Origin of the sequence: Georgenia sp. SYP-B2076, from assembly GCF_003991205.1 — a bacterium.
Classification (GTDB): domain Bacteria; phylum Actinomycetota; class Actinomycetes; order Actinomycetales; family Actinomycetaceae; genus Georgenia.
Genome location: NZ_RXOZ01000033.1, coordinates 197098 through 222826, shown reverse-complemented (window position 1 = coordinate 222826; position 25729 = coordinate 197098). Strand labels below are relative to the sequence as shown.

Here is a 25729-nt window from a genome sequence, read left to right as displayed (position 1 = left end):
GGGTCACTCCCCCGCCGCCGTCCCACATCGTGGTGCGCCTCGCGGCGCGGCTAGCCTGGCACCGTGACCACGATCGACGACCTCTCGCCAGACGACGACCTGCTCGGCCGCCTGATCGCCTCGACCGCGCCAGGGGGCGGGGCCGGCCCCGACCCGCGGCAGGAGCCGCGGCACGACCCGCACGCTGGTCACGCGCACAACGACCCTCTTCGCCCGAGTGCGGACCTCTCGGTACGCCCCGCGCTGGTGGAGGACGCCCCGCTGCTGGGTGACATCCATGCCCGGACGCTGCGTGCCACCCTGGCGGCGGGCACCGGACACGAGGTCGGGCCGGAGGTTGCCGGTGCGATCACCCCCGAGGCGCTCGGTGCGTCCTGGGCGGCGGCGATCTCCTCGCCCCCGTCGCCGCGCCACCGGGTGCTGACGGCCTGCGCGGGCGCGCAGGTCGTCGGGTTCGCGGCGTTCGCGCCCGCGGAGGTGGCCGTCGACGTCGAGCCGGGTGAGGATGCTTCCCCGGGCGCCGCCGTGCAGGACACACCGGTGGGGGACGGCGCCGACGTGCAGGACACACCGGTGGGGGACGGCGCCGACGTGGGCGCCCCGGGCGAGGGCGCCCCGGGCGGTGGCACCGCCGAGATCTTGGCCCTCGAGGTTCCCGCCGCGCACGCGCGTGGCGGGCACGGCTCCCGGCTGCTGGCCGCGTGCGCGGACATCCTCCGTCAGCAGGGTGCGGCGCGGGTGCAGACCTGGGCAGTGCAGGGGGACGAGTCCCGCACCCGCTTCCTCAGCCAGGCCGGGTTCGCGCCGGCGGGGGTGCGGCGCACCCTGGACATCGCCGGCACGCCGGTGGTCGAGATCTGCTGGTACGCGGAGCTCTGAGGACCCGGTGCGGCGGAGGCAGCGAGCGAGGCCGGAGCCCGCCCGGCGAGTGCGGTACTAGCTCAGGTCGAGGACCTGGTCGAGCCCGAAGGTGAGCCCCGGCCGCTTCACGACCTCGCGCACGGCGAGCAGGACGCCGGGCATGAAGCTCGAACGGTCGAAGGAGTCCGTGCGGATGGTCAGCTGCTCCCCCGGGTTGCCCAGCAGGATCTCCTCGTGCGCGACCAGACCGCGCAGTCGCACGGAGTGGACGTGCACGCCGTCGACGACGGCGCCGCGGGCGCCGTCGACCTCCTTCTCCGTGGCGTCCGGCATCGGTCCGAGTCCCGCCTCGGCGCGGGCCGCCGCGATGTGGCGGGCCGTCGTCATCGCCGTGCCGGACGGGGCGTCGACCTTGTTGGGGTGATGGAGCTCGACGACCTCGGCAGAGTCGAAGAAGCGCGCGGCCTGCTGGGCGAACCTCATCGCCAGCACGGCGGAGAGCGCGAAGTTCGGGGCGACGAGGACGCCGAGGGCGCCGTCACCCGCGTGCGCGTTGCGCTCGGCCAGGTGCTCGCGCACCCGCCCCAGCGACTCCTCGGTCCAGCCGGTGGTACCCACGACCACGTTGAGGCCCGCGTCGATCAGGGCGTGAACATTGGCCTCGGTCACGCCGGGGACGGTGAACTCGACGGCGACCCGGGCGGGGCCGCCGGCGAGGTCCGCGATGGCATCGCTGGCGTCGAGCCGGGCTACCAGCTGGAGGTCCGGCGCGCCGTCGACCGCGTCGCACACCGCGCGTCCCATGCGCCCGTGCGCGCCGACCACTGCTACTGAGAGGGGGGAGGTCACACAGGGAAGCGTAGGTGATCGGGGACCCGCGCACCGCGAGGGCCCACCAGCCGGGCGCCGCGGCCGACGACGCGCGACGGCGCCCGTGGCTCTGGTAGCCACGGGCGCCGCCGCGTCCCTACCGCCTCCGGCCTCGGGTGGCGGTTCCCGCCACCCGGTCGATGCGGTCAGGGCTCATGCAGTCTCGCGATCAACCGCGGGCGCGGTCACCGCCGAGATGACCCGCCGTCATCGGTGACCGCCGCCACGGCCGCCCTGACCGCCCTTGCCGCCACGGCCGTCCTTGCCGCCGTGGTCGTCCTTGCCGCCGCGGTCATCGTCGTACGTGAGACCGAAGCCGAACGGGAACAGCGCCCCGTCCTCTGTCTCCTTGTAGCCCGGGAGGTCGCTGAACTGCTGCTCGATCGCCGCGCGGGTGCCGGCCAGGGCGAAGGGCATCTTGCCCTGAGGCTTGAAGTCGCCGGACAGGACGTCCATCAGCGCCGTGTCGCTGATGCCGAAGCCGGCCACGATGGCACCGGCGTCGCGCAGGCCGCTGGCCTCGTCGAGGACGAACGGCTGGCGGAAGTAGACGTGGAGGATGGTGTTCTCCGCGCCGACCTCGTTCATGACCTGCTGGATCTCGCTCAGCGAGGGCACGACCTGCCACGACTGCGACTCCGCCATGCCGGAGAAGTCGAGGATGCTCGACTCCCACGGGAAGGAGCCGCCGAAGCGCAGGCCGTTGTCGGTGCAGGGCGCGCTGGTGTCGTAGGAGACGCACACGTCCTCGGCGCCGAACTTGTGCTGGCCGTCCAGGGCGGCGGTCCCGGGCATGACGATCGGGTTGATCGGGGTCTTCGGGTCGGCGGCCGCCGCCTTGCTGTCGTACGTGCTCGTGTTCTTGTTCTTGGCCGTCACCGTGATGATGGCCTTGTCTGCGCCCGCCGCGCTGGGCCGCTTGCCGTCGACGAGCTTGTTGCCGTTGATGACGGTGTAGCCCTTGGCTGCGACGGTCTCCTCCTTGAAGTCCCCGAGGATGTAGACGGACGAGCCGTCCTTCAGCGGGAGGGCCTTGTCCCCATCCTCAGCCTCCTTGTTCTGCAGGAGCACGGCGGACTTGCGCTGCACGTCCAGGCCGACCTTGCGGTTGACCTCGCTGCCCACCGTGGCGGTCGCCTCGGCCTCGTCGACGTACGGGTTCTCGAACAGGCCCATCTGGAACATCGGGGTGAGCAGCCGCTCGGCGGCGAGCGTCACGCGCTCCTCGGTGATCTTGCCGCCAGCCACGAGGTCCGTGATGGTCTTGACGTCGTGGAAGCCGGACAGCGTGTCGGTCCCGCCATTGACGGCGGCCGCGACGCGCTCGGGCACGGAGGCGTTCTCAAGGCCCCAGGCACGGTCGTTGATGATGCCGGTGTCGGAGTTGACGTAGCCCTGGAAGCCCAGCTTGCCCCGGAGCAGGTCGTTGTTGATCTGGCTGGAGAAAGCCATGCCGGTCTGGCCGTACGTGACGCCGTCATAGGTGACGTCGATCGGCGCGCCGTAGTACGGCATGATCGAGGACACGCCGGCGTCGATGGCGGCCTCGAACGGCTTGAGGTGCTCGCCGAACGCTCCGCCCGGGTACACCTGCGTCTTGCCGAAGGAGTAGTGCGGGTCCAGACCGAGCTCCTGCGGGCCGCCGCCAGGGAAGTGCTTCATGGTCAGCGCCACGGACGTGTCGGGGCTGAGCGAGACGCCCTTCTTGTCGACGGGCCCCTGCAGGGTCTCCACGAGCGACGTCATGATGTTCGCGTTGAGGTCGGCGTCCTCGGTGAACGTCTCGTGCGTGCGGTACCAGCGCGGCTCGGTCGACAGGTCGGCCATGTAGCCGTACATGCCGCGCAGGCCGATGGACTCCCACTCGTCGCCCATGACGCCGGCGAAGTCCTCCACCACGGACATGTCGCCCGTGGTGGGTGCCTTGCCCGTCCGGCGCGACTGCTCGCCGAGGGCGGCGGCGGCGATGCCCGCCTCCTTCGGGAACGCGGAGAAGGCGCCCGAGGACTCGTTGATGCCGGCGCGGGCGTCCGGGTCGATGTGGTTGCGGGCGTTCGACTTGTACAGCACCGGGATGCCGAGGGGGGTGCGCTCGCTGGCCTCCTGGACGCGGTTCATGAACCTGGCAGCCTCGGCCGGGGTGACGCTGGTGGTGGCTCCGAACCCGCCGCCGGGCGCGCCGCAGACCGGCTTGTCCGTGACGGTGTTGCGGAAGATGAGGCGGTGCATGCGCTGGTTGTTGATGTAGTCGAGCCCGGTGCCCGAGATCGATGCGCGGTCGCCGTTGATGCACTCGGCGTTGAGCGTGTCGATGAGCATGAGGCCGGCCTTGTCCTCCAGCGACATGCGCGAGACGAGGTCGTCCACCCGCTTGTCGACCGACTTCGTCCAGTCCTCGTACGGGTCGATCTTCTTGTTGGCGTTGAGGTCGCGGAACTCGCGCTGACCCTTCTTGATGATCGGCTTGACCCTGCTCTCCACGTCCGGCGACTTCGCGCCGCCGGCGTTGGAGTGGGCGGGCGGGTTGCCTCCCGCGCTGGAGTGGCTGGGCGGGGCGGCGAACGCCCCGCCGGCCAGGGCCAGCGAGAGGGGGATGGCGACGACGGCGGCTGCGATGCCCCGACGACGCGTGACTGCCTTGCGAGTCCTCATCTGGTTGGTCTCCCTCGACCTCGGTGGACGGTTCACTCGCGGGAGCACACAATTGACGACGCTCCCGTACCGCTTTTGCTCTCCCGATCGGCAGCGACCGGGCACATGCCGTTCCCAGGTAAAGCCCAGGAACAGGGCTCACCATCCCGGCCCAGACATACGGACGACAACTTGTTGCCATTCGTTGCATCGGGAAATTGGACGGCTCGACGCGGCATCCGCCGCCCCGCTCGACGCACAGACGCCGCCGCCCCGCACCGAGAACGGTGCGGGACGGCGGCGGTGCGGCGGACTACCGGTGCAGGAGCCTGGCGGCGATGTCGTCGTCGAACGGCCCGACGACCACGAGCGAGCGCGGCGCGGCCGCGAGCTCCGCGGCGAGCACCTGGACCTGCTCGGCCGTGACCTCGGAGATCCGCTCGATCATCTCGTCGAGGCTGGTGAGCTCGCCGTGGACGATCTCGGCGCGGCCGAGGCGGGACATGCGCGAGCCGTTGTCCTCGAGCCCGAGGACCATGTTGCCGCGCAGCTGCCCCACGCCGCGCAGCAGCTCGTCGTCGGTGATGCCGTCGGCCACGAGGCGGTCCCACTCGGCGGTGAACAGCTCCACCACCTGGGAGACGTTGCCCGGCGCGCACCCCGCGTAGAGGCCGAACGTGCCGGCCTCGGCGTAGGAGGACGCGAAGGCGTACGTGGAGTACGCCAGGCCGCGCTTCTCCCGGATCTCCTGGAAGAGCCGCGAGCTCATCCCGCCGCCGAGCACGGTCGTCAGGACCGAGAGGATGTAGCGGCGGTCGTCGCCGGCGGGGATGCCAGGCCCGCCGAGCAGCACGTTGGCCTGCTCGGTGGGGCGGTGCACCGTCACCGCGCTGCCCGTGGCGGGCAGCAGCGCGGACTCGGGTCCGGGCACGACCAGCGCGCCGGAGCCGGGGACCCGGACGCCCCGGTTCTCCGCGACGACCGCGCCGACGCGCCGCTCCGCGGGGACGGCGTCCGCGTCGAGGGTCCACCCTCCCGCCTGCACCGCGCGCAGCACCTGCGCGCACAGGACGTCGTGGTCGACGCTGCCGGCGGCCGTGACGACCAGCTCGCGCGGCACGTAGGTGCGCCGGTAGTGGTCCAGGACCGCCTCGCGCGGCACGGCGCGGATGGTCTCGGGTGTGCCGCCGATGGGGCGGCCGAGCGGGTGGTCGCCCAGCACGGCCGTGGTGAAGCGCTCGTGGGCGACGTCGACGGGGTCGTCGTCGTTCATGGCGAGCTCTTCGAGGATGACCCCGCGCTCGGTCTCGAGCTCGCCTGCGTCGAGCAGCGAGGAGGTGACCATGTCGGTGATGACGTCCACCGCCATGGGGAGGTCGGCGTCGAGCACCCGCGCGTAGTAGCACGTGTGCTCCTTGCCGGTGGCGGCGTTCGCCTCACCGCCGACGGCGTCGAACGCCTCGGCGATGTCGAGCGCCGTACGCGTCGGAGTGCCCTTGAAGAGCAGGTGCTCGAGGAAGTGGGTGGAGCCGTGGTGGCCGTCCGTCTCGTCGCGCGAGCCGACGGCCACCCAGGCGCCCACGGCGGTCGAGCGCTGACCGGGCATGGCCTCGGTCAGCACCCGGATCCCCCCGGGCAGGACGGAGCGCCGGATGACGCTGCCGTCCTGCTCGGTGTGGACCTCCGTGCCCGGCGCACCGGCCGGGCCGAGGTTCAGCTGTTGGGGCATCCTCAGGCGTCGGCCTGCGCGGTCTCGGCCTCGTCGCCCTCACGGCGACGGGTGCGGGTGCGGTCACGACGGCGACCGCCGTCGCGGCCACCCTCGCGGTGACCGTCCTCGCGCGCCTCGCCGGACTGCTCGCCGGCCGGGGCGGCGTCGTCGGACTGGCTCTCGCCGTCCTCCTCGCCCTCGACGACGGCGTGCAGCGACAGCTTGCCGCGCGGGTCGATCTCGGCCAGCTCGACCTGAACCTTCTGGCCCACCGCGAGCACGTCCTCGACGTTCTCCACGCGCTTGCCGCCGACCAGGCGACGGATCTGCGAGATGTGCAGCAGGCCGTCCTTGCCCGGGGTCAGGGAGACGAAGGCGCCGAAGGACGTCGTCTTGACGACGGTGCCCACGAAGCGCTCGCCGACCTCAGGCATCTGCGGGTTGGCGATCGCGTTGACGGCCTGGCGGGCCGCCTCGGCGGAGGGGCCGTCGGTGGCGCCGATGTAGACGGTGCCGTCGTCCTCGATCGAGATGTCCGCGCCGGTGTCCTCCTGGATCTGGTTGATCATCTTGCCCTTCGGGCCGATGACCTCGCCGATCTTGTCCACGGGGACCTTGACGGTGATCACGCGCGGGGCGGTCGGGGCCATCTCGTCGGGCGAGTCGATGGCCTCGTTCATGACGTCGAGGATGTACAGGCGGGCGTCGCGGGCCTGGGTCAGCGCGGCGGCCAGCACGGAGGCGGGGATGCCGTCGAGCTTGGTGTCGAGCTGGATGGCCGTGACGAACTCGCGGGTGCCGGCGACCTTGAAGTCCATGTCGCCGAAGGCGTCCTCGGCGCCGAGGATGTCGGTGAGGGCCGCGTAGCGGGTCTCACCGTCCACGGTGTCGCTCATGAGGCCCATGGCGATGCCCGCGACGGGCGCGCGCAGCGGCACGCCGGCGTTGAGCAGCGACAGGGTCGAGGCGCAGACCGAGCCCATCGAGGTGGACCCGTTGGAGCCGAGGGCCTCGGAGACCTGGCGGATCGCGTAGGGGAACTCCTCGCGGGAGGGCAGCACGGGCATGAGGGCCCGCTCCGCCAGCGCGCCGTGGCCGATCTCGCGGCGCTTGGGGGAGCCCACGCGGCCGGTCTCACCGGTGGAGTAGGGCGGGAAGTTGTAGTTGTGCATGTAGCGCTTGCGGGTCACCGGGCTGAGGGTGTCCAGCTGCTGCTCCATGCGCAGCATGTTCAGCGTGGTGACGCCCATGATCTGCGTCTCGCCGCGCTCGAACAGCGCCGAGCCGTGCACCCGCGGGAGCACCTCGACCTCGGCCGAGAGGGTGCGGATGTCCTTGAGGCCACGGCCGTCCATGCGGACGCCGTCCTTGAGCACGCGCTGGCGCACGGCCGACTTGGCGACGGCGCGGAACGCGGCGGAGAGCTCCTTGTCGCGGCCGGCGAAACGCTCGGCGAGCGCGTCGAGCATCGCGGCGCGGATCTCGTCCTGGCGGGCCTCGCGGGCCTGCTTGTCGGCGATGGTGATCGCCTCGGCGAGGTCGGCGGAGACCTGCTCCTGGACGGCCGTGTAGGCGTCGTCCTGGTAGTCGAGGAAGCGGGGGAACTCCACGGTCGCCTTGGAGGTGGTGGCGGCGAGCTGCGACTGCGCGTCGCACAGGGCCTTGATGAACGGCTTCGCGGCCTCGAGGCCGCCGGCGACGACCTCCTCGGTCGGCGCCGTCGCGCCCTGCTCCTTGATGAGCGTCCAGGCGTTGTCGGTGGCCTCGGCCTCGACCATCATCACGGCGACGTCGTCACCGACGACCCGGCCGGCGACGACCATCGAGAAGACGGCCTTCTCGATCTCGCTGTAGCGCGGGAACGCGACCCACTGGTCGTCGATCAGGGCGATGCGGACGCCGCCGATCGGGCCGGAGAACGGCAGGCCGGAGATCTGCGTGGACATCGACGCGGCGTTGATGGCCAGGACGTCGTAGGAGTCGTCCGGGTGGATGGCCAGGACCGTCTCGACGATCTGGACCTCGTTGCGCAGGCCCTTGACGAAGGACGGGCGCAGCGGGCGGTCGATGAGGCGGCAGGCGAGGATGGCCTCGGTCGAGGGGCGGCCCTCGCGGCGGAAGAACGAGCCGGGGATCTTGCCGGCGGCGTACTGGCGCTCCTCGACGTCCACCGTCAGGGGGAAGAAGTCGAACTGCTCCTTGGGGTGCTTGCCGGCCGTGGTGGCCGAGAGCACCATCGTCTCCTCGTCGAGATAGGCGACGGCGGAGCCGGCGGCCTGGCGGGCCAGGCGGCCCGTCTCGAAGCGCACGGTGCGCGTGCCGAACTTGCCGTTGTCGATGACGGCCTCGGCGAACTTGATCTCGGGACCCTCCATGGGTGCCCTCCTTCTGGTCCGTCCGCCCGGGGGCCCGGCGGTCATCGATCGAGGCCCACGGACGTCGGCGACGTGGCGTCGCGTTCCGGAGGCCACTACCGAGGACCGGTCGTGCGTGGCCGGTGCGGAGTGGGGATGGATCTCTTCGGTGGTGGGCCGGGTGGCCCGGCCCGTCCCTCCCGGCACGGGAGCGGCGGGCATGCACGACCGGCCCGGACCTTGTCGGTCCGAGCCGGTCGGCTAGATCAGCGGCGCAGGCCGAGCCGCGCGATGAGGGAGCGGTAACGCTCGATGTCCTCGGCGGCGAGGTAGGTCAGCAGACGCTTGCGCTGACCGATGAGCAGCATGAGGCCGCGGCGCGAGTGGTGGTCGTGCTTGTGGGTCTTGAAGTGCTCCGTGAGGTCCTTGATGCGCTGGCTCAGCATCGCGATCTGGACCTCCGGCGAACCGGTGTCACCCTCGTGGGTGGCGTACTCAGCGATGATGGACTGCTTGACGTCGGCAGCGAGGGCCATTGGTTCTCCTTGTAGGTCGTTGCACGGAGCACCGGGGCATTTCCACCCGGGCATGACACATCCGTGGCCGGCTTGACGGCACCGAGCAGCCTATCAGGCGCGCAGGATCCCCCGCGACCGGGCCTTCGCCACACACCGCCCTCCACGGTCGCCCGGGTCGGCGGCGATCAGCCGGTCGGCAGGTCTGCTGCGGTCAGCCGGTCGGCGGGTCCGCGGCGTAGACGTCGGGGCGCGCGGGCGCGGGCACCCCCAGGATCGCGGCGCTGCGCGCCACGTCGTCGGCCATCTGCTCCAGGAGCGCCGGGATGCCGTCGAACGTCACCATCGGGCGCAGCCGCTCGACGAGCTCGATGACGACCTCCTCGCCGTACAGCTCGAGGTCGGTGCGCCCCAGGACGTACGCCTCGACGGTGCGCTGCACGTCGTGGAAGGTGGGGTTCGTCCCCACCGAGATCGCGGCGGGCAGGCGCTTGGACGTGCCGTCGTCCGGGGCGTGCTCGGGCCGGATCAGCCAGCCGGCGTAGACGCCGTCCGCGGGGACGACGCCGAGGTCGTCGGCGAGGAGGTTCGCGGTGGGGTAGCCCAGGTCCCGCCCGCGCTTGAACCCGTGGACGACGACGCCACGCACGCGGTGCGCGCGCCCGAGGACCTCCGCGGCACCGGCCACGTCCCCGGCGGCCAGCAGCTCGCGCACCCAGGTCGAGGACCAGCGGCGCCCGTTCTCCGCGCGGATGTCGCTGAGGATCTCCACGCCGAAGCCCAGGGAGCGGCCCAGCTCGGCCATGGTGTGGCGGTCGCCGCAGTTGTCCCGCCCGAACCGCACGTCCTCCCCCACCACGACCAGCGTCGAGTGCAGGGCCTGGAGGAGGTACCGGCGCACGAACTCCTCCGGCGTGGCCCGGGCGAAGTCGAGCGTGTACTCCAGCACGAGGACGGCGTCCAGGCCCGTGGCCGCCAGCCGTTCGAGCCGGTCGGTGAGCGAGGCGATGAGCTGGAAGTGCTCCTCGGGGCGGTGCACCGTGGCCGGGTGCGGGTCGAAGGTGACCGCCACGGACATCAGTCCCGCGGCCTCCGCCTCGGCGACGGTGGCGCCCAGGATCACCTGGTGACCCTTGTGGACGCCGTCGAAGATGCCGAGCGTGGCCACGGTGGCACCGAGGTCCGCGGGGACCTGCTCGATCCCGGTCCACACCTGCACGCGCGTCCTCCTCGTCTGGGGTGCGCGCCGCGGCGCGCGTGGTCGACCCTATCTCGCCGCGCGGCTCGTCCCGTCCGCGCTGCCCGGCTCGCTACGCCGGGTCCAGGACGAGGACCGGCCTGCCCTTCCCGTCTCGGTCGGTCAGGAGCGCGACGACGTGCCCGTCGGGCGCGAGCGCGGCCGTGACGACGGGATGGTCCCGGCCGGTGGGCCCGGTGCCGGCCGGCGGGGCCGGCGCGTCCGCAGCCGGCGCGTCCGCAGCCGGCGGAACCGGCGGGGCCGGGTCGGCGGGCGTCGCGGTGGCGGTCAGCGCCTTGCCGACGCGGACGTCGCGCGTCTCCTCCGCCGTCAGGACGCGGGCCGGGAAGCACGACGTCGCCGCGTCGGTCAGGCTCATCACGCCCAGGCCCGCGGGCTCGGGCTCCTCGGCCTGGGCCGCGACCTCGGCCGCGAGCTCGTCGATGGTCCGTGCGTGCGCCAGGGTGAACGGTCCGACCTGGGTGCGTCGCAGGGCGACGAGGTGCCCGCCGGCGCCGAGGGCCTCCCCGAGGTCGCGGGCGAGGGCCCGCACATAGGTGCCGGAGGAGCAGCCCACGACGACGTCGAGGTCGACCACCGTGGTGCCGCCCGGCGTCGGGCCGTCGACGTGCGCGACACGGGGGGCGGCGGTCACCTCGAGCCGGTGGATCGTGACGGGCCGGGCGGGCAGGACCACGTCCTCGCCGCCGCGGACCCGCGCGTAGGAGCGCCTGCCGTCCACCTTGATCGCGGAGACGGCGCTGGGCACCTGGGTGACGGGGCCGCGGAGGGCGGCCAGGGCGCCCTCGATGGCGTCGGCGTCGACCGTGCCGTCCGGGCGCACCACAGCGGCCGCGCCGGGCGCCGCGGTGACCTCGCCCTCGGCGTCGTCCGTCACCGTGCGCTGCCCGAGCCGGACGGTGGCGGTGTACTCCTTGTCCGCGCCGACGAGATACGTCAGCAGACGCGTGGCGCGGCCGACGCCCAGGACGAGGACGCCGGTGGCCATGGGGTCCAGCGTGCCGGCGTGCCCGACCTTCTTCGTGGCCGCGAGCCGGCGGGCCCGTGCGACGACGTCGTGGCTGGTCAGGCCCTGGGGCTTGTCGACCACGAGCAGCCCGTCGGCGGCGGTCGCGCGCCCGCGGGGCAGCTCCGGCCGGTTCCCGTCGCGGGCCGCCGGGCGGTCTCCCGCCCGCGGGCCGGCGTCGCGAGAGGTCACCGCGCGTCCCCGGTGGCGCCCTGCGCGCGCTCGTCGGCGGGGGCGCCGGCGGAGCCGCCGGTGGAGCCGTCCGCGGCGGAGCCGTCGGCGTCGTCGTCCGCCACCATGCCGAGGGCGTCCTCGAGCTCGTCGGCGGCGACGTCCTCGTCATCGTTGTCGTCGTCCTCGTCGGGACGGCGGTACGGGTCGGCCTCGCCGGCGAAGGTGGCGCGGGCGGCCAGCGCGGCCACCTCGGCGTCACGCTGGGCGGCGGCGCGCAGGGCGTCCTCGAGGCTGGCGGCGGTCTCCGGGACGGCGTCGAGCACGAACTCGATGGTCGGGGTGAGCCGGATGCCGGTCTGCTTGCCGACCTCGGAGCGGATGAGGCCCCGCGCGGAGGCGAGCGCGGCCGCCGAGGAGGCCCGCTCCTCGTCCGATCCGTACACGGTGTAGAAGATCGTCGCGTTCTGCAGGTCACCCGTGACGCGGACATCGGTGATGGTCACGAAGCCCAGTCGCGGGTCCTTGATCCGGGTGTCGAGCATCCGCGCGACGATCTGCTGGATGCGCTCGGCAAGCTTGCGGGCGCGAGGGGCGTCGGCCATGGGGATCTCCTCGATGGGGGCCGGCCCGGGGGCCGGCGGATTCGGACGTGATTGTCTCGCATGGGCGGCGGAGCCGCCACGAGAGATGTCGGTGAAGCAGCAGCGACCTCGCGGCAGGTGCCGCGAGGTCGCTGATGGTGCTGGTCGGGGCCGTCGCCGTGCGGGCACGACGACGGCCCGGTACCCGGGCGGGCGGTGGCTGCCTGCGGCAGCTCCGCCCGCCCGGGCTGACGACCTGTCAGGCGCGCGGCTTCTCGCGCATCTCGAAGGTCTCGATGATGTCGCCCTCCTGGACGTCCTTCGTGCTGAGGCCGATGCCGCACTCGAAGCCCTCGCGGACCTCCGTGACATCGTCCTTCTCCCGGCGCAGGGAGTCGATGTTGACCTTGTCGGCCACCACGACGCCGTTGCGCGTGATCCGCGCGCTGGTGTTCCTGCGGATGGTGCCGGAGCGCACGATCGAACCGGCGATGTTGCCGAACTTGGAGGAGCGGAACACCTGGCGGACCTCCGCGGTGCCCAGCTGGGCCTCCTCGAACTCGGGCTTGAGCATGCCCTTGAGCGCGCTCTCCACCTCGTCGATGGCGTCGTAGATCACCGAGTAGAACTTCAGCTCCACGCCCTCGCGGTCGGCCAGCTCGGCGACCCGCTCGGCGGGGCGCACGTTGAAGCCGATGATGACGGCGGAGTCCACCGTCGCGAGGTTGACGTCGTTCTGCGTGATCGCACCGACGCCGCGGTGGATGATCCGCAGCTCGACCTCGCGGCCCACATCGATCTTGAGCAGGGCGTCCTCGAGTGCCTCGACGGCACCGGAGACGTCGCCCTTGATGATGAGGTTGAGGGTCTCGACCTTGCCCTCCTCGAGAGCCTTGGTGAAGTCCTCGAGGCTGATGCGCTTGCGGCGCTTGGCCAGGTTGGCGGCGCGGTCGGCGGCGGCCCGCTTGTCGGCGATCTGCCGGGCGGTGCGGTCGTCGGGGGCGACGATGAAGCTGTCGCCGGCGCGGGGCACCGACTGCAGCCCGATGACCTGGACCGGGCGGGAGGGCCCGGCCTCGGCGACGGTGTCGCCGCGCTCGTCGAACATGGCACGCACACGCCCGTGGGCGGTACCGGCCACGATCGAGTCGCCGACGTGCAGCGTCCCGGACTCCACCAGCACCGTGGCCACCGAGCCGCGGCCCTTGTCGAGGTTGGCCTCGATGGCCACACCGCGCGCGTCCTTGTCGGGGTTGGCACGCAGGTCGAGGGCGGCGTCCGCGGTGAGCAGGACGGCCCCGAGGAGGTCGTCAATGCCCGTGCGGTTCTTGGCGGAGACGTCCACGAACATGGTGTCGCCGCCGTACTCCTCGGCCACGAGGTTGTACTCGGTGAGCTGCTGACGGATCTTGGCGGGGTTGGCCCCCTCCTTGTCCACCTTGTTCACGGCCACGACGATCGGCACACCGGCCGCCTGGGCGTGGTTCAGCGCCTCCACGGTCTGCGGCATGACGCCGTCGTCCGCGGCCACCACGAGGATGGCGATGTCCGTCACCTGCGCGCCACGGGCACGCATGGCGGTGAACGCCTCGTGGCCCGGGGTGTCGAGGAAGGTGATGGGACGCTCGTCGCCCTCGTGCTGGGTGGTCACCTGGTACGCACCGATGTGCTGGGTGATGCCACCGGCCTCGCCCGCGACGACGTCCGTGGAACGGATGGCGTCGAGGAGCTTGGTCTTGCCGTGGTCGACGTGACCCATGACGGTCACGACCGGCGGGCGGGGATGTAGGTCCTCGTCGGTCTCGCCGGCCTCCTCGGCCTCGAGGTCGATGTCGAAGCTGCCGAGGAGCTCACGCTCCTCCTCCTCGGGCGAGACGATCTCGATCACGTAGCCGAGCTCGTCGCCCAGCGCCTTGAAGGTGTCCTCGTCCAGCGACTGGGTGGCCGTGGCCATCTCGCCGAGGTGGAAGAGCACCGTCACCAGGCTTGCGGGGTTCGCGTCGATCTTGTCGGCGAAGTCCGCCAGCGAGGCGCCGGCCCGGATGCGCACGACCGTCGAGCCGTTGCCGCGCGGGACCTGCACGCCGCCGATCGACGGCGCGGACTGCTGCTCGAACTCTTGACGCTTCGCACGCTTCGACTTCCGTCCGCGGACCGGACGGCCGCCGGCGCGACCGAAGGCGCCCTGCGTGCCGCCACGGCCACCACGGCCGCCGGCGCCGCCGGGACGACCGGCGAAGCCGCCGCCACCACCGGGACGACCGGGTGCGCCACCCGTGCCGGCGGCGCCGGGACGGCCACGGCCGCCACCACGGGCGGGTGCCGCACCGGGCCGCGCCACGGAGCTGTGGCCGGGCATCATGTTCGGGTTCGGGCGCGGGCCACCGCCGGGACGCGGCGCGGCCGCGGGACGCGGACCACCCGTGCCGCCGGGTCGGGGACCTGCGGTGCCGCCGGGACGGGGACCTGCGGTCCCACCCGGGCGCGGCATCCCTTGGGAGGGCGCGAACGGGTTGTTGCCCGGGCGGGGTGCGCCGCCGCCGGCACCGGGACGACCGGAACCGCCCGCGCGGGGCATGCCCTGGGAGGGCGCGAACGGGTTGTTGCCCGGACGCGGCGCGCCGGGACGACCGGCGCCGGGACGGGTGCCGGCGCCGGGACGGGTCCCGGTCTGCGGCTTCGCCTCGGGCGCGGGCGCCGGACGCGCACCCGGCTTGGGTGCGTTGGACCGGGCCGCGGGGCGTGCCCCGGTGGCCTCCGTCCCCTCGGGGGCGGGCGCCTGGGCCGCGGGCGGGGCCGCGGGTGCCGGGGCCGCCACGGGAGCGGCCGGGGCCGGAGCGGCAGGTGCCGGTGCGGCCGGTGCCGGAGCAGCCGGTGCCGAGGCCGCCGGGGCCGGAGCGGCCGGGGCCGGAGCGGCCGGGGCGGGTGCCGCCGTCGGCGCTGCGGGGGCCGGTGCCTGGGTGGTCGCGGGCTCGCTGGGAGCCTGCGGTGCGGCCGGGGCGGGTGCCGCCGCCGGCTCGGTGTCAGGTCGGGCGGGACCCGGGGTGGGTGCCGTCCTGCCTGCGGGCCGCGCGGCGCTGGGGCCGTTCGGCTTAGTGGGTGCTTCCCCTGCGGGGAATGCCTCGCGCAGCCGGCGGATGACCGGGGCCTCGATCGTCGACGATGCCGACTTCACGAACTCCCCCTGCTCGCGAAGCTTCGCGAGCACCGTCTTGCTGTCGACGCCGAGCTCTTTCGCAAGCTCGTGGACGCGGACCTTTGCCACAACTCTCCCTGTCTCGGCCCGCCCGGACAGGGTGGACCGCTTTTAGTGCTGGCAGCTCATCGCTGGGTACTCATCGGGTGCCCATCGGCTTCCAACCCGCTTTCTTCGTCGATGACTCAGTGTTCGCGGGGCGCATCTGACGCCTCGCGAGGATCGTGCTGGCCGAACCACCCGCCCAGCCCGCCGGTGTCCACCGGCCCTGCAGCGCGCAGGGCCCGTGGAAGCGCTCGGCGCTTCAGGGCGAGATCCAGGCACTCCTGGCTCGGATGGAGCCAGGCCCCGCGTCCCGGTGCGTCACGGCCCGGGTCCACCACCACGCGCTGCGCGGCGGTGTCCAGGACGAGGCGTACCAGGGCGGACCTCGGGGCCCGTTCCCGGCATCCCGTACAGGTGCGCAGCGGCCCGTTGCCGGGCGTGGATGTCTCGTTGCGTCTGCTCATATGGGATTCCGGGCTCATGCCCAACGAACACTCTACCCCTGCGCGCCCTCGGCGTGCTCGTCCGTGACGGACACCTCACCCAACGCGGCGGCGGGGGCCGCGCCGTCGGACTCGGTGTCCGAGTGGATGTCGATGCGCCAGCCGGTCAGCCGCGCGGCGAGGCGGGCGTTCTGCCCCTCCTTGCCGATCGCGAGGGAGAGCTGGTAGTCGGGCACGACGACGCGGGCCGCGCGGGCCTCGGCGTCGACGACCTCGACACTGCTGACGCGGGCGGGCGAGAGCGCGCTGGCCACGAAGCGGGCCGGGTCGTCGGAGTAGTCGACGATGTCGATCTTCTCGCCGTTCAGCTCCGTCATGACGGCGCGCACACGCTGCCCCATCGGGCCGATGCAGGCGCCCTTGGCGTTGAGGCCGGGCACGTTGCCGCGCACGGCCATCTTGGTGCGGTGGCCCGCCTCGCGCGCCATCGCCATGATCTCGACGGACCCGTCGGCCACCTCGGGGACCTCCAGCGCGAAGAGCTTGCGCACCAGGTTCGGGTGGGTCCGGGACAGGGTGATGGACGGGCCCTTCATCCCGCGGCTGACGTCGAGCACGTAGGCGCGCAGCCGGTCACCGTGGACGTACTTCTCGGTGGGCACCTGCTCGTGCGCGGGCAGCACCGCCTCGATGTCACCGATGTCCACCAGCACGGTGCGGGGGTCGCGGCCCTGCTGGACCACGCCGCTGACGATCTCGCCGGCCTTGTCCCGGTAGTTGCCCATCACCTGGTCGTCCTCGGCGTCGCGCAGGCGCTGCACGATCACCGAGCGGGCGGTGGCGGTGGCGATGCGACCGAACCCCGTCGGGGTGTCATCGAACTCGCCGGCGTCGTGGCCCTCCTCGTCGACCTCGGTCGCCAGGACGGTCACCCGGCCGGTGCGGCGGTCCAGCTCGACACGCGCCTTCTCCATCGCGCCGGGGGTGCGGTGGTAGGCGAGCAGGAGGGCCTCCTCGATCGCCCGGACGAGGACGTCGAGGCTGATCCCCCGCTCGCTCTCGATCAGGCGCAGAGCAGTCATGTCAATGTCCATAGGTCCTCCTCAGGCCTCGTCGGGTCGGCTGAGCTCGAGCTCGACACGCGAGCGGGAGAGCTTGGCGTAGCTGAGCTCCTCGCGCCGGCCGGCGACGTCGAGGACGATGCCCGCGGCGTCGGCCTCGCGCAGGCGGCCGGTGACCGCGCGCCCCGCCGTCGTCTCGGCGGTGACGAGCCGTCCGACGGCGCGGCGGTAGTGCCGCGGCTCGGTGAGCGGGCGGTCGGTGCCGGGGGTGGTGACCTCGAGGGTGTAGGCGCCCTCCACGAGGTCGACGTCGTCGAGCACGCCGGAGATCTCGCGGGAGACCTCGGAAAGCTGGTCGGAGCTCACGCCCCCGGGGCCGTCGGGCAGGTCCACCACGGCGCGGACGATCTTGCGGTGTCCGGCGGCCGCGACGGTCACGTCCTCGAGGAACAGTCCCGAGGCGCCGACCACCGGCTCGAGCGCAGCGCGCAGCCGGTTGAGCAGGTCGGATGGACGGGCGGGACTCATCGAGAACATCTCCTTCACGCAGGACCGGGGCGATCACGGTCAATCCCACAGACTACCCACCCGGGCACGGCCCCCACGCCGCGCGTGGGAGGATCGGCACCGATGTCCCCCCTTCCTCGCGCCGCCCACCGGGCCCCCCAGAACCGTCCGCGCGCCCTCAGTCGGCGCGGCACGCGAGCGGCCGCCACAGTTGCCGCCGCGGCCCTGCTGGCCGGTTGCGGCGTGCGCCTGGACACCCCGCCGCCTGCCGTGCCCACGCCCGACGCGGTCGAGGTCCTCCGCCAGGACGCGGCCGTCGACGCCGCCACGATCACCGGGACGGTGTCCGAGATCACCGACGCCGACCCCGCCGTCGCGGCGGCCCTCCGGGACGCGGCGGCGGACGCCCAGTCGCACTCCACGGCCCTCGGCGGCGTGTGGATGGCGTGGCCGGAGGGCGCCCCCGCCGGCGTCGCCACACCCGAGGTGTCCACGGCCGCGCCGACGGCGGAGCCCACCGCGCGGGACGCCCTGACGCTCGTGCGCGAGGGCGCCGCGAGCGCGCGGGCCGGTGCGCTGGAGGCCGACGACGACGCCCTGGCCGCCGTCCTGGCCGCCGTGTCGATCTCCCGGGCGGACGCCGCGGCCGACCTCGCGGCCGCGCTCGGCGAGCCGGCGGCGGCATCGGCGGGCGCGCCGATGACCGCCGAGGACCTGCGTGGGGTCGGCGTCGACGGGGTGACGGTGCGCGTGCTCGACTCCGCGCGCTACAGCCTCGAGACGGTCGCGGCGCGCAGCAAGGGCGCCGCCCGGGAGGACGCCGCCGAGCGCGCGACGTACCTGCAGGGGCTGGTGGACGCGGCCATCGCGGCGGGTGCCCCCGACGAGCGGATGGGCGCGTACGACCTCACCGGCCCGCTCACCGGCCCGGGCGGGGTGGAGGGTGCAGACGTGGCCACGGGTCCATCCCTGAGCGCCGAGCAGAACCTCGCTGTGGCCGCGGAGCAGGTACTCCTGGCGCACTGGACCTATCTGCTGGGCCGCGCCGACCCCGGGCACCGGGAGGCGCTCGTGGCCGCCGCCGAGGACGCCGCGGCGCGGGTGCACGCCTGGGGCGGGACGTTGCCCGCCCTGCCGGGCCTGGGCTGACGCGGGGCCGGGAGCACCGCCGTCGCGCCGGGCGCCTACTCGGGCGCCGAGCCCCCGCCGGACGTCGGGCCGTCGCGGCGGCCATCCGGGCCCCGCACGCCGGCCATGCCCCCCTGGCGCGGCCCGTCGCCCGCACGCGACCCCTCTCCCGGCCCCGGATCGCGCCCGCCGGTCCCGGCCTGTCCGGAGCGGTCCGCGAGCTCGGCGGTCACGGCGTCCTCGACGCCCTGGGGCGCCCCCGCGTGTGCCGCGGGGCCTGCCGCGGGCGCGCGGCCCCGGAGGTGGTCGACGATCCGCGCGAGGACGGCGGCGACGGGCACCCCGAGGAAGGCGCCCAGGATTCCCATGAGCACACCGCCCGTCGTGACCGACAGGATGATCATCAAGGGGTGGAGCGCGATGATCCGGCCCTGGATGATCGGCGCCAGGACGTGTCCCTCGAGCTGCTGGACGAGCAGGACCACGCCGAGGACGAGCAGCGCCGTGACCGGCCCCTGGTCCGCCAGTGCGACGACGACGGCGACGGTCCCGGAGAGGAACGCGCCGACGATGGGGAACAGCCCACCGAAGAAGACCAGCACCGCCAGGGGCAGCACCAGCGGGACGCCGAGCGCCCAAAGGCCCAGGCCGATGAAGACCGCGTCGACGAGCGCGACGAGCAGCTGCCCGCGCAGGAACGCCCCGATTGTCCAGAAGGACTCCCGCGCGACGGTGTCGATGTCGCCGGCGTACCTGCCCGGCACGAGGTCGAGGATCGCCTGCCAGATCCGCCGCCCGTCCTTGAGGTAGAAGAACAGGATCACGATCATCAGCACCAGGCCGGTGGCGAAGTCGCCGACCTGCTGCACGACGCCGAGGCCCTCGGTGAGCGCGCCGCCACCGCGCAGGGCGGCCGCCGCCTGGGAGGCGAGGTCGCTGAGGCCGGTGATGTTGCCGGGCAGCCTCGACCAGTCGACGGCGGAGTCCAGCTGGTCCAGGCCGCCTGTCACGGACCGGGCGAGCTCGGGAACCTGCGCGGCGAAGGCCGGCGCGATCAGGTACGCGGGGATCGCGAAGACGAGCAGCAGGGACAGCAGGATGACCAGCGCCCCGAGGGCGTTCGGCAGCCTGCTGCGCCGGAGCCGGGACGAGAAGGGGTTGACGAGCGCCGCGGGGAACAGCGCCAGCACGATCGGCGTGAGGACCAGGCTGACCTTGCTCGCGGCGATGACGACGACCACGACGACGATGCCGACGCCGATCACGCCCCAGGCGCGCCGTCCCCACGTCACCATGGCGGACCGATCTTGGGTCATGCGTACCAAGTGTTCCTCAGCACCCGGGCGTCCGCCCGGGCAGGCGGCCCGGCCTCTGCCCGGGCTGACATCCCGCCGTCCGCCCGGCATCCGCCCGGGCGAACACCCGCCGACGAGCGGGCGGCCGCCTACCCGGCGAGCGCCTCGTCCACCAGCTCACGCAGGCGCGCGACCGCCAGATCGGGGGCGATCTCCTCCCGCTCGCCGCTACGGCGCTGACGCACCTCGACGACGCCGTCGGCCAGGCCCTTGCCCACCACCACGCTCAGGGGGACGCCCAGGAGCTCGGCGTCCGCGAACTTCACACCGGCGGAGACCTTGGGACGGTCGTCGTAGAGGACCTCCATCCCGGCGGCCTCGAGCCCCTGGGCGAGGCGCTCGGCGGCGGCGAAGATCTCCTCGCCCTTGCCGGTGGCGAGGACGTGGACGTGCGCCGGGGCCACCTGCATCGGCCAGACCAGGCCGTGCTCGTCGTGGTTGGCCTCCGCGAGGGCGGCGAGCGCACGCGTCACGCCGATGCCGTAGGAGCCCATCGTGACGACGACGGCCTTGCCGTTCTGGTCCAAGACCTTCAGGTCTAGCGCCGCCGCGTACTTGCGGCCGAGGGCGAAGATGTGACCGATCTCGATGCCGCGGGCCAGCTCGAGGGGGCCGGAGCCGTCCGGCGCGGGGTCTCCCGCACGCACCTCGGCGGCCTCGATCGTCCCGTCCGCGGTGAAGTCGCGGCCGGCGACGAGACCGAAGACGTGCTTGCCGTCCGCGTCCGCGCCGGTGACCCAGCTCGTGCCGGGCGACACGCGCGGGTCGAGCAGGTACCGCAGGGCGCCGCCGTCGCCGTTCTCGTCGCGGGGCGCACCGTTGGGACCGAGCACGGCGGGACCGATGTAGCCCTTGACGAGCTCGGGGTGCGCCTTCAGGTCCTCCTCCCCCGCCTGCTCGACCTCGGCGGGCTCGACGCCGGCCTGGAGGCGCTTGAGGTCTATCTCGCGGTCACCGGGCAGCCCGACGACGACGACCTCGCGGGTGCCGTCCGGGTGGACGAGGGCGAGGACCACGTTCTTGAGGGTGTCCGCAGCGGTCCAGGGCCGGTCGCTGCGGGGGTGGAGCCGGTTGGCGGCCTCCACGAGCGTGTCGATGGTCGTCGAGTCCGGGGTGTCGAGCACCACGGCCGGGGGCAGGTCAGTGAAGTCGACGGGCGCGGGAGCCGGCGTCGTGACCGCCTCGACGTTGGCGGCGTACCCGCCCGGCGAGCGCACGAAGGTGTCCTCGCCGATCGCCGTCGGGTGCAGGAACTCCTCGCTGCGCGAGCCGCCCATCGCGCCGCTCATGGCACGGACGATGACGTGCTCGAGGCCGAGACGGTCGAAGATGCGCTGGTACGCGCCGCGCTGCAGCTCGTAGGACCGCTCCAGGCCGGCGTCGTCGACGTCGAAGGAGTAGGCGTCCTTCATGATGAACTCGCGGCCGCGGATGAGGCCGGCGCGCGGGCGGGCCTCGTCGCGGTACTTGGTCTGGATCTGGTACAGCGCCAGCGGGAGGTCCTTGTACGAGGAGAACAGGTCCTTGACCAGGAGCGTGAACATCTCCTCGTGGGTGGGGGCCAGGAGGTAGTCGGCGCCCTTGCGGTCCTGCAGGCGGAAGAGGTTGGGCCCGTACTCGTCCCAGCGGCCCGTGGCCTCGTAGGGCTCCTTGGGCAGCAGCGCGGGGAAGTGGACCTCCTGGCCGCCGATGGCGTCCATCTCCTCGCGGACGATCTGCTCCACCTTGGCGAGCACCTTGAGCCCGAGCGGGAGCCACGTGTAGATCCCCGGGGCGGCGCGCCGGATGTACCCGGCCCGTACCAGCAGCCGGTGGCTCGCGACCTCGGCGTCGACCGGGTCCTCACGCAGGGTCCGAACAAAAAGGGACGACATCTTCATCAGCACGCGGGCCAGCCTAGTGGCCGCGCGGCGCTCCCCCCGGTGGCGGCCACCCGCGACGACGCTCACACCGCGCCGGGGGCGCACGCGCCGGGGTCGGGGGCGCACGCACTGGGTCGGGCCCGGGCGCCAAGGACCGGGCCAGCGTCGTGGGAGGACCGGGTCCGTGTCGCGCGATGACCACCACGACCCGCGCGGGTGGGCCGTCATCTGGTGCGGGTGATCAGCCGCTCGCGATCGAATGCCGCAGACGTCAGCCGCCAGCCCAGGCCGGCGGCGAGCAGCAGGGCGGCGCCGAGCACGAGCGCCAGGCCCAGCGTCGCGTGGATGACGCCGATGGCGATCAGCGTGGTCACCGCGATCGACGGGAGGCTCGCGAGCATGCTGACCTGCTGCGCGACGCGGATGTCACTCGACCGGCTCGAGATCGCGATACCGATCCAGATCGACAACGTGGCGAGGAGTGGCGTGAAGATCAGCTGGGCGAGGACGTCCGGCCCGCGGAGGAGTCCCGAGGCCACGGCCGGCCGGGCGAAGGCCCTGACGCACGCCAGGAAGAGGCCGTAGACGCCGTAGGAGACCACGATCGAGGGCAGGAGGATGGCCAGCGCCTTGCCCAGCAGCAGCTCCTCGCGGCGGATCGGCGTCGTGAGCACCGGCTCAAGGGTGCCCTGCTGGCGTTCAGCGACCACGGAGTAGCTCGCGATCAGCGAGGGCACCAGCGCCGGGATCCCCAGCAGGTACAGCAGCTCGTGCTGACGGCCCAGCTGGGCCGACGCGGACGCGGGCTCGGCGAAGACGGCAACCAGCGGCTGGACGAGAAAGATCAGCGGGACGATCGTCATTCCGCCGACGAGCGACCGGTTGCGCCGGTACTCCCGGAGCTCCTTCAGCACGATGGCCCGGACCCGCCGCCTGCTCACGCTCATCTCGGCTTCAGGGCGCTGTCGGAGCCGATGAGCTCGAGGTAGACGTCCTCGAGACTGTGGCGCGACTCGCGGATCGCGAGCACGTCGGCGCCGGCCGCCACGAGGGCCCGGGTGACACCGGGGGCGGCGACCGTCAGGTCGGACACGGCCAGGACGTAGGTACCGGTTCCGTCCTGGTGCCAACCGTCGACGGCGGGCAGGTCGGCGAACACCCGGTGCGGGTCGGCGAGCGGGGCACGCGTCCGAACCGTCAGTGCCTTCGCGAACAGCCGGTCGCGCAGCTCGTCGGGCCGACCGATCGTGCGCAGCGTGGTGTTCAGGATCGCCACTCGGTCGCACAGCCGCTCCGCCTCCTCGAGGCGATGCGTCGTCAAGAAGATCGTCACGCCGAGCTGCCGAAGTTGTTCGATCAGCTCGTGGACGTCATGGGTGGCCGCCGGGTCCAGGCCGGCGGTCGGCTCGTCGAGGAACAGCACCTGCGGATCGCTCAGCAGCGCCCGGGCCAGGGCGACGCGCTGGCGCAGCCCCTTCGACAGCGCCCCGCACACGTCGTGCGCCCGGTCGCCGAGACCCACCGCGCGCAACGCGGCGTCGATGCGCGCGGACGCGGCGGGCGTCTCGTACAGGTCGGCGAAGCACTCGAGGTTCTCGACCACACTCAGCCGCAGGTACAGCCCCGGCGACTCGGGCAGGACCGCGATCCGTCGCCGGATCTCCACGCCGTTCTCCGGCGTGAGCGGGACGCCCGCGACCGTCGCGGAGCCGGAGGTCGGCGCCACGAGCGTGCCAAGGGTGCGCACCGTCGTCGTCTTCCCCGCACCGTTCGGCCCGAGGAAGCCGAACACCTCGCCCCACCCGATCTCGAACGACACGTCCTCGAACGCCACCCGGTCCCTGAAACGCTTGCCCAGACCGTGCACGGACAGGGCCGCGGTGTGCGTCTTCGTGTCGGACATCCGGGACGTGTCGGAGCTCACGACCCGATTATCTCGCCCGGCGCGCGGGCGCGGCCTGGGGAGGCCGCCCACCCCCGTCACCGGGATCGGGGTCGCCGCCGTCCCTCGCCGGTGTCCGCGTCCCCGATGGACCGGACCATTTCGTGCCACTCGACGCGGGCGGAGGCCGGTGGCGGAGGCCGGTGCCGGGCCGAGGGTGGAGGCAGTGGGGCGGAGGGGGGCGGGACACCTGTGGCAAGTTGGGGCCCAGAACCTCCAGCCGCTCCCTCTCGACGGCGTTTCCGTGCTCGACGGCGTTTCTGTGCTCGAGGGCGGTTCTGTGCACAACGACGGTTCCGCGCCTGGACGACGGTTCCGCGCCTGGACGGCTTCCTGACCTGGAGCGGGCCCCACTTCCTGCCGTCTTGCGCCAGGATGACCCCATGCCCGAGATGCCGGAGGTCGAGGGACTGGCCGCGTTCCTGCGCGGGCGGACGATGGGCAGGACGCTCACGGGCGTGGAGGTGGGTGCCGTCAGCGCGCTGAAGACCTACTCCCCCGCACCGTCGGCCCTGGTGGGCGCGCAGGTCTCCGACGTCCTCCGCCGCGGCAAGTGGCTGGACATCGCCACCGCAGGCGCCGACGGCGAGCTGCACCTGCTCTTCCACCTCGCGCGGGCCGGGTGGCTGCGCTGGTACGACACGGTCCCCAAGGCCGCGCTCCGGCCCGGTCGCTCGCCCATCGCCCTACGTGTCCGCCTCGACGACGGCGCCGGGTTCGACCTCACCGAGGCGGGCACCCGCAAACGGCTCGCGGTCCACGTCGTCGCCCGGGCGGACGACGTGCCCGCCGTCGCCACGCTGGGCCCCGAGCCCCTCGGGCTGGGGCTCGACGAGTTCCGTGCGCTCCTGGCACCGCGCAAGCAGCAGGTCAAGGGACTCCTGCGGGACCAGTCGGTCATCGCAGGGATCGGCAACGCCTACTCCGACGAGATCCTCCACGTCGCGCGGATGAGCCCGTTCGCGCTGACGTCCACGCTCGACGAGGAGTCCGCCCGGCGCCTGCACACGGCGATGCTCGAGGTGCTGGGGGCGGCCATCGGGCAGGCCTCGGGCAAACCCGCGGCAGAGCTCAAGGACGCCAAGCGGCGCAGCATGCGCGTGCACGGCCGCACCGGGGAGCCGTGCCCCGTGTGCGGGGACACGGTGCGGGAGGTCTCCTTTGCGGACTCCTCGCTGCAGTACTGCCCGACGTGCCAGACGGGCGGCCGCATCCTGGCCGACCGGCGGATGTCGAAGCTGCTGCGCTGACGCGGCGGGCGACCGGAGCTGACCGGGACCGTCCAGGCTGGCGCGGCGGGCGACCGACAGCGGACGCCGGCAGCCGAGATGGCCCGCTGACGTGACCTGGGGCGGCTAGAACAGGACCGTCGCGTAGCTGCCGACCTGGCGGAAGCCCACGCGCCGGTACGTTGCCAGCGCGGCCGCGTTGTAGCTGTTGACGTAGAGCGAGACGGTGCCGGCGAGGCGGGCGCGCACGTCGGCGACGACGGCGGCCATCCCGGCGCTCGCGAGCCCCTGGCCCCGCAGGTCGGGGTGGACCCACACGCCCTGGATCTGGGCGACGCCGAGGGCGAGGGCCCCGACGTCCGCCTTGAAGACGACGCGGGGTGCGCCGTCGTCCTCCTCCATGCGCACGTACGTGCGCTCGGTGCCCACGAGCTCGGCCACCCGGGCGGCGTAGGACATCCCGACGATCGTCGGGTCGTAGCCGACCTCCTCGGTAAACATCGCCACGCTGGCGGGCAGCACGAGGGCGACCTCCTCGGGCTGCGCGAGCCGGACGCGCGGGTCCGGTCCGACGGCGGGGTCGTCGTCGATCACCATGGACGGCTGGTCCTCGCGGACCTCGCGGGGGTGGGACCACACCGGGGCTAGCCGCTCCCACAGCGGGAGCACCTGCTCGGCCGGGCCGACGATGGAGGAGCAGCGACGCCCGCGGCGGCGCACGTGCTCAACGAGGTCGTCGAGCACCTCGCCGAAGACCTGGACGGGCACCAGGTTCGCGCCGGCCCAGCACACAGCCCGCAGGGCGGAGGATCCGCCGTCGTGGTCGACGACGCCGAGCAGCTCGGTGCCGGGCGGGCGGGGCAGGCCGAGACGCTCGACCTGCACGCCCGCGAGCACGGCCCCAACGGGGTCACGCCGGCACAGCTCGATCGCTGCGTCGCGGTCGTCGGCGGTCAGCGGGCGCACCACCGGCGCGGGCCGGCGCCACAACGGCACGATC

At 73.2% G+C, this 25729-nt stretch carries 20 protein-coding genes; 3 read left to right on the top strand and 17 right to left on the bottom strand.

Going from position 1 to position 25729, the window contains the following annotated elements:
- The first annotated feature begins 63 nt into the window (after window positions 1–63).
- A complete protein-coding gene (locus EJK16_RS15155; RefSeq protein WP_127130760.1) occupies window positions 64–879 on the top strand; it encodes a GNAT family N-acetyltransferase in 816 nt (271 codons plus the stop codon).
- Window positions 880–936: 57 nt separating this feature from the next.
- Here the strand turns inward: EJK16_RS15155 and dapB are convergent, their stop codons facing one another.
- The 12 genes from dapB to rimP form a co-directional block, all read right to left on the bottom strand.
- On the bottom strand, window positions 937–1710 hold the full coding sequence (gene dapB / locus EJK16_RS15150) for a 4-hydroxy-tetrahydrodipicolinate reductase (RefSeq protein WP_127130758.1): 774 nt from the start codon (window positions 1708–1710) through the stop codon (window positions 937–939).
- Window positions 1711–1938: 228 nt separating this feature from the next.
- Window positions 1939–4383, bottom strand: coding sequence for a glycoside hydrolase family 3 N-terminal domain-containing protein (locus tag EJK16_RS15145; protein ID WP_127130756.1), 2445 nt, complete (start codon window positions 4381–4383; stop codon window positions 1939–1941).
- A gap of 292 nt (window positions 4384–4675) precedes the next feature.
- Window positions 4676–6091 (bottom strand): pitrilysin family protein, encoded by a 1416-nt coding sequence (locus EJK16_RS15140; protein WP_127130754.1) that lies wholly within the window; start codon window positions 6089–6091, stop codon window positions 4676–4678.
- Between the two features lie 2 nt (window positions 6092–6093).
- The gene (locus tag EJK16_RS15135) at window positions 6094–8448 is read right to left on the bottom strand and encodes a polyribonucleotide nucleotidyltransferase (protein ID WP_127130752.1); all 2355 of its coding nucleotides are present in this window, start codon (window positions 8446–8448) and stop codon (window positions 6094–6096) included.
- A gap of 245 nt (window positions 8449–8693) precedes the next feature.
- On the bottom strand, window positions 8694–8963 hold the full coding sequence (rpsO, locus tag EJK16_RS15130; protein ID WP_127130750.1) for a 30S ribosomal protein S15: 270 nt from the start codon (window positions 8961–8963) through the stop codon (window positions 8694–8696).
- 193 nt (window positions 8964–9156) lie between these two features.
- On the bottom strand, window positions 9157–10161 hold the full coding sequence (locus EJK16_RS15125) for a bifunctional riboflavin kinase/FAD synthetase (RefSeq protein ID WP_127130748.1): 1005 nt from the start codon (window positions 10159–10161) through the stop codon (window positions 9157–9159).
- A 91-nt stretch (window positions 10162–10252) separates the two neighbouring features.
- The gene (gene truB / locus EJK16_RS15120) at window positions 10253–11329 is read right to left on the bottom strand and encodes a tRNA pseudouridine(55) synthase TruB (protein WP_205739794.1); all 1077 of its coding nucleotides are present in this window, start codon (window positions 11327–11329) and stop codon (window positions 10253–10255) included.
- Window positions 11330–11394: 65 nt separating this feature from the next.
- Window positions 11395–11982, bottom strand: coding sequence for a 30S ribosome-binding factor RbfA (rbfA, locus tag EJK16_RS15115; protein ID WP_127130744.1), 588 nt, complete (start codon window positions 11980–11982; stop codon window positions 11395–11397).
- 238 nt (window positions 11983–12220) lie between these two features.
- A complete protein-coding gene (gene infB, locus EJK16_RS15110) occupies window positions 12221–15226 on the bottom strand; it encodes a translation initiation factor IF-2 (protein WP_127130742.1) in 3006 nt (1001 codons plus the stop codon).
- 116 nt (window positions 15227–15342) lie between these two features.
- Window positions 15343–15666, bottom strand: coding sequence for a YlxR family protein (locus tag EJK16_RS15105; RefSeq protein ID WP_205739788.1), 324 nt, complete (start codon window positions 15664–15666; stop codon window positions 15343–15345).
- Window positions 15667–15698: 32 nt separating this feature from the next.
- Window positions 15699–16739 carry a transcription termination factor NusA gene (gene nusA, locus EJK16_RS15100; RefSeq protein ID WP_127130738.1) on the bottom strand — a complete coding sequence of 347 codons (1041 nt, stop codon included), beginning with the start codon at window positions 16737–16739 and terminating at the stop codon, window positions 15699–15701.
- Window positions 16740–16748: 9 nt separating this feature from the next.
- Window positions 16749–17234, bottom strand: coding sequence for a ribosome maturation factor RimP (gene rimP, locus EJK16_RS15095; protein ID WP_127130736.1), 486 nt, complete (start codon window positions 17232–17234; stop codon window positions 16749–16751).
- Between the two features lie 102 nt (window positions 17235–17336).
- Here rimP and EJK16_RS15090 point away from each other — a divergent pair, with 102 nt between their 5' ends.
- The gene (locus EJK16_RS15090) at window positions 17337–18362 is read left to right on the top strand and encodes a DUF4439 domain-containing protein (protein ID WP_127130734.1); all 1026 of its coding nucleotides are present in this window, start codon (window positions 17337–17339) and stop codon (window positions 18360–18362) included.
- Between the two features lie 35 nt (window positions 18363–18397).
- On the opposite strand, the gene EJK16_RS15085 is transcribed toward EJK16_RS15090, so the two are convergent.
- The 4 genes from EJK16_RS15085 to EJK16_RS15070 all read right to left on the bottom strand — a co-directional run bounded on the left by EJK16_RS15085 (window position 18398) and on the right by EJK16_RS15070 (window position 23482).
- Window positions 18398–19657, bottom strand: a complete 1260-nt coding sequence (locus EJK16_RS15085; protein ID WP_164737365.1) for an AI-2E family transporter — start codon at window positions 19655–19657, stop codon at window positions 18398–18400.
- A 128-nt stretch (window positions 19658–19785) separates the two neighbouring features.
- Window positions 19786–21576 carry a proline--tRNA ligase gene (locus EJK16_RS15080; RefSeq protein WP_370276059.1) on the bottom strand — a complete coding sequence of 597 codons (1791 nt, stop codon included), beginning with the start codon at window positions 21574–21576 and terminating at the stop codon, window positions 19786–19788.
- 206 nt (window positions 21577–21782) lie between these two features.
- Window positions 21783–22505: an ABC transporter permease gene (locus EJK16_RS15075; protein ID WP_127130730.1), complete on the bottom strand. Its 723-nt coding sequence runs from the start codon at window positions 22503–22505 to the stop codon at window positions 21783–21785.
- Window positions 22502–23482, bottom strand: a complete 981-nt coding sequence (locus EJK16_RS15070) for an ABC transporter ATP-binding protein (RefSeq protein ID WP_127130728.1) — start codon at window positions 23480–23482, stop codon at window positions 22502–22504. Before EJK16_RS15070 ends, EJK16_RS15075 begins: the two co-directional genes overlap by 4 nt.
- Before the next feature lie 401 nt (window positions 23483–23883).
- Between EJK16_RS15070 and EJK16_RS15065 the strand changes: the two genes are divergently transcribed.
- Window positions 23884–24750 carry an Fpg/Nei family DNA glycosylase gene (locus tag EJK16_RS15065; RefSeq protein ID WP_127130726.1) on the top strand — a complete coding sequence of 289 codons (867 nt, stop codon included), beginning with the start codon at window positions 23884–23886 and terminating at the stop codon, window positions 24748–24750.
- Between the two features lie 105 nt (window positions 24751–24855).
- Here the strand turns inward: EJK16_RS15065 and EJK16_RS15060 are convergent, their stop codons facing one another.
- Window positions 24856–25725, bottom strand: a complete 870-nt coding sequence (locus EJK16_RS15060; protein ID WP_205739787.1) for a DUF4081 domain-containing GNAT family N-acetyltransferase — start codon at window positions 25723–25725, stop codon at window positions 24856–24858.
- Between the last annotated feature and the right edge of the window lie 4 nt (window positions 25726–25729).